The organism is Streptomyces brasiliensis, from assembly GCF_014647875.1.
Taxonomy (GTDB): domain Bacteria; phylum Actinomycetota; class Actinomycetes; order Streptomycetales; family Streptomycetaceae; genus Streptomyces; species Streptomyces brasiliensis.
The window spans coordinates 1-4,162 of the sequence record NZ_BMQA01000170.1; the positions used below are offsets into that span (position 1 = coordinate 1).

Here is a 4,162-nt window from a genome sequence, read left to right on the forward strand (position 1 = left end):
ACCACTCACAGCGTGCGACCTCGCGTCGCACCCATGGTCTGGCAGTTGCGGACGTCGCCGACTAGTCCGCAGTGCTGGAAGGCCCGCCGACCGACCTGGTGCCCTTCTTCTGGGCCTGGGTGTCGTCGATGACCAGCGATGCGTCCGCGTCGCCCTGGTGCTGGGCGACGTAGTCGCAGACCGCGTCGCGCAGCCGGTCGGCGTCCCACACCGAGCCGTTGAGCAGCCACTGCATCCGGTCCGCGGTCACATGCCCGGCCCGCTGCGACAACGTCCACCCGTTCTTCCTCGACAGCTCCGCCAGCAGCCCCTCGATGAACTGCGTGAACACCTCCCGAGGCTCCGGACGGTTGAACAAGTACCCCAACGACCCGGTCAACACGGACAGTTCGGCATCCCTCGTGGCTATCTGCTCAGCCGTCACACCCAGCATCATGCCCGGTCAACGACGCCACACGGACCCCGTCACAAGATCTCCGGCTGTAGCACAAGCTGTCCACACCCTCATGACCTGCCCACACACAGGATGAAAGCGCACGCATGTCTTGAGATGGCGTGCGCCATGGGGTTACCTTCGCACTTCCGTCCACTGGTGTTCCCCAAGGACCCCAATGCGTCAGGTGACAAGGAGGTCGCGATGACCGGGAGAGTGCCACCGCTGGCGGTCGCACCAAGTAGGCCCAGCGGGGGCTACCACGTGGCGGATGGCTCTGTGGTGAATACCTCATCAGCGAGAGAAGTAGCTCGTGCATGGGAAAGCTTTGCCGCGGGCGAAGACATAGAGGCGGGCGTCCGGCCTGAGATCCTGGCGTCGTGGTACCGCTGTCGAGATCAGTACGAAGTGGACCGAAAGTTGGACGTCGCACCGGCGGCGGGGGGCGACATCCAACGAATCGACAACGGCGTGATCTTTACTGCGCTCGGCGGCCTCGGTGCGTTGGCCGGCCAGGAAGTGGAACGGGATGACGCCGTCGTCACCGTTACGGACGGGGACGGGCGGGTCCTTGGGGCGTGGGGCGACCCCACCGCACAGCGGCGGGCTGAGCTGCACAACCTCGCCCCGTGGTCGTCGTGGTCGGAGGAGTGCACTGGCACGAACGGGATGGGAACCTCACTCGCGGTGTCCGGCCCGGTGACTGTGACGGGGCCGGAGCACTGGTGCGAAGCCTTCCACCAGTGGGCCTGCGCGGGCATTTCCATACGCGACGTGGTGACCGGCTCGCCGGTCGCGTCGATCAACATCTCGCGATGGAACGCGTCGCTGTCCAAGTCCGTTCCGTCGTGGCTGACGAAAGCAGTCGCGTGCATCGAACAAGAGATTTACCGGCGCGCCGTCTACGAGGCAGACAAAGTAGCCTCTGAGTTCAGAAAAAAATGTGCCCAGGTCAGTGGTCCATTTATGGCGATGGACCGTGGAGGAAATTTGATAGCTGCGAATGAAGCAGCTATCAAATTGCTCGGGTTGACTGACGACCCCCCCATTGTCGCGGCTGCGATCGAACCGGCGGAACGCTGGACCCCGGACATTTCAGGGCTTCCTGACGTGGTGCGGTGGGCCATGGACCAGGCACAGGGAACCGAACAGTGGAGCGGCTACGCGTGTCTGCCGGTGTCCCCAGGGGAGGACGCCACTCCGCTCACCATGCTGCCCGTTGTCGACTCGAATCACGTGATGGGCATGCTGTGCATATTGGGGGTGCAAGAGGGCGAACCTTACGAGAGCAATGCGGAAGCGGCGGTCAGCCCGCTGCCTCGGCGCATTATCGGAATGCGTAATGATCGGCTGGTCCTGCTCGCTCCGTCGGAGATCCGCTATGCCGAGGCCGACCGGAACATCGTTTGGTTGATCACGGAAAGAGGGAGGATCCAAGCGGCGACCCGCGGCCTGGACAATGTCGAGCGGTTGCTGACACCCTACGGGTTTCGTCGAGTCCATCGACGTTTCCTGGTCAACCTTCGCCGGGTGGCAGAACTGGAGCGGGGCATCAAGGGCGAGCTCTTTCTGATCATGGATCCTCGTGTCCGCGAGGTTGTTCCCGTCTCGCGGCGCCACGCCCCGGAGCTCCGGCGACTGCTCGGTGTGTGAGCGCCCGGTCTCGGCGTCCGGTACTCCAGCCGGACTCCGGGTACTCAAGCTCGGCCGGCGGCGTGGACCTGTGCCAGGCCGCCGTGCACCTCACCTTCACCTCGTCCGCCGGGCACTGCCTGATCGGCCGGCGCCTGTACTTCACCCGGCAGCAGGCCGGCAAGGAGGAACGCCGCGAGCTGACCGGCGCCCCCGACGAGCTGTGCTTGGTGGCCAAACCGCGCCTCGCGGCGGACATGTTCCACGCCGCCTCCAACCAATCAGGTCACCACCCCAGCCACGAAGCCGAGCGTGACCAAAGCCGCCGCCCGGCTGCCGAGCGAGCCTGACAGCGGATGCGGACCGGTGCGGGGCACAAGGGCGTACGCGACTACGACTGGGCGATGACCGAGGTCACCACCGATGACACCCTTGACGGACACGACCGCGTTGCAGGGACATCAGTACTGCTGGTCCGCCGACACCGCTGCACCCGCACTGTGTCCTGCCACCGCTGCTGTGCCCTGGGCCCGGTGACACTGGCGCGACTGGTGTCACCGGCGGTGTGCCTCAGGTGGCGGCGGAGGACAGCTTGCAGGACGCGAAGGAGATCTGCCACCTCGACAAAAGCCAGGTCACCTGCTGGAACTCCTGGCACAGCTGGAGCGTGATCACCCTGATCGCCCACGCCTCCCTGGCCGTCACCGCCGCCCTCGAACGAGCCGCCCAGAGCGGCCGGAACGACCCCGCCGAGGCCGACCTCGTCCCTCTCAGCAGCCACGAACTCCTCCGCCGGCTCCAGGCCTTGCCCCTTCCTCCGCCCCGACGAGACCGCGACCACCTGCTGTGGTGGCCCACCTGGCGCCGCCGCCATCAACACCGCGCCCGCCTCTGCCACCGCCGTTGGCACGCATACGCCGACACCACACCATGATCAACCCCGGCTGTTCAGCGGAGCCAGTGGCCGGCGGGAGCGGGCCGGGGTGCTGGTCCAGCTCGCCGTGGCGATCGTGCTCGGGGCCAGGAGTGTGCTGGAAGCCGAGCAGCTCCAATCTCCGGGCCCGTGGAACCCGGCGCAGCCGCGGCGTCGCGCGACGGACCGTCCTGCACCGGCCACGGACACAACAGGCGAACCGCCGGATCGATCAGCGATCGACCCTCGCTGACGAATCGAGGTCAAAAAGCTCAGCAACGACTATCTACAGTTGCCGTATCGGGGAGAATCAACGCTTGGTGCGCGCGGAAAGGGCCTCCACCTGGCTGCGTAGCCTTTCCACGGCATGTGCCGGATCCTTGGCAGCGTAGACGGCCGAACCGGCCACAAAGCAGTCGACACCGGCCTCGGCCGCCTGTTCGATCGTGTCGGTGTTGATGCCGCCGTCGATCTCCACTACCAGGTTCAGGTGGCCGGTGTCGACCATCGTTCGGGCCTTGCGCACCTTGTCGAGGACCTCGGCGATGAACTTCTGGCCGCCGAAACCGGGCTCCACGGACATCACCAGCAGGGTGTCGTAGTGTTTGAGCACATCGACGTAGGGCTCCAGGGGCGTGTTCGGCTTGACCGCCAACCCGGCCTTAGAGCCTGCGGCCCGCAGGTCCTTCGCGAGCATGACCGGATCGTTGGTGGCCTCGACGTGCACCGTGACGTTGTAGGAACCCGCTTCCGCGTAACCGACTGCCCAGCGATCCGGGTTCTCGATCATCAGGTGGCAATCCAGCGGTAGGTCAGTGGTTGCCAGCAGCGACTGCACGACCGGCAGACCCAGGGTCAGGTTCGGCACGAAATGCCCGTCCATGACATCCACGTGGAGCCAATCTGCTCCTCGACCTGGCTGTCCTTCCACGGCAGCTACCTCGTCGGCGAGCCGTGCGAAGTCGGCGGAGAGTATGGACGGAGCGATCAACGGTTGGTTCGACACGACGCCGAGCGTAAAGCAGCCGGGGTGGTGGGTGGTTATTTATTGTGCGTATCACGGGATTGTGTTTTTGCATGTCGTGGGGTGTTGCCGGGTTTTTGCGTGGTGGGCAACTGTTGTGGGGGTCAGTAGCCGGTCTCGTGCTATCGGTGGCGGGTGTGCGGGTGTCCCTGCCCTCGGT

General features: G+C 65.4%; 5 protein-coding genes. 3 read left to right on the forward strand and 2 right to left on the reverse strand.

Translation table 11 applies throughout. The features are described from left to right. Nucleotides 1–61: 61 nt before the first annotated feature. Nucleotides 62–424 (reverse strand): transposase, encoded by a 363-nt coding sequence (locus IEZ19_RS49245; protein ID WP_189317873.1) that lies wholly within the window; start codon nucleotides 422–424, stop codon nucleotides 62–64. A 213-nt stretch (nucleotides 425–637) separates the two neighbouring features. Between IEZ19_RS49245 and IEZ19_RS49250 the strand changes: the two genes are divergently transcribed. The 3 genes from IEZ19_RS49250 to IEZ19_RS49260 all read left to right on the forward strand — a co-directional run bounded on the left by IEZ19_RS49250 (nucleotide 638) and on the right by IEZ19_RS49260 (nucleotide 2,999). After that, nucleotides 638–2,086: a DNA-binding protein gene (locus IEZ19_RS49250; protein ID WP_189317876.1), complete on the forward strand. Its 1,449-nt coding sequence runs from the start codon at nucleotides 638–640 to the stop codon at nucleotides 2,084–2,086. Further along, nucleotides 2,083–2,415, forward strand: coding sequence for a transposase (locus tag IEZ19_RS49255; protein WP_189317874.1), 333 nt, complete (start codon nucleotides 2,083–2,085; stop codon nucleotides 2,413–2,415). The genes IEZ19_RS49250 and IEZ19_RS49255 overlap by 4 nt, the downstream gene beginning before the upstream one ends. 242 nt (nucleotides 2,416–2,657) lie before the next feature. Beyond that, on the forward strand, nucleotides 2,658–2,999 hold the full coding sequence (locus tag IEZ19_RS49260) for a hypothetical protein (protein WP_189317875.1): 342 nt from the start codon (nucleotides 2,658–2,660) through the stop codon (nucleotides 2,997–2,999). A gap of 289 nt (nucleotides 3,000–3,288) precedes the next feature. Here the strand turns inward: IEZ19_RS49260 and rpe are convergent, their stop codons facing one another. Then, nucleotides 3,289–3,984: a ribulose-phosphate 3-epimerase gene (rpe, locus tag IEZ19_RS49265; protein ID WP_229841729.1), complete on the reverse strand. Its 696-nt coding sequence runs from the start codon at nucleotides 3,982–3,984 to the stop codon at nucleotides 3,289–3,291. Nucleotides 3,985–4,162 lie beyond the last annotated feature (178 nt).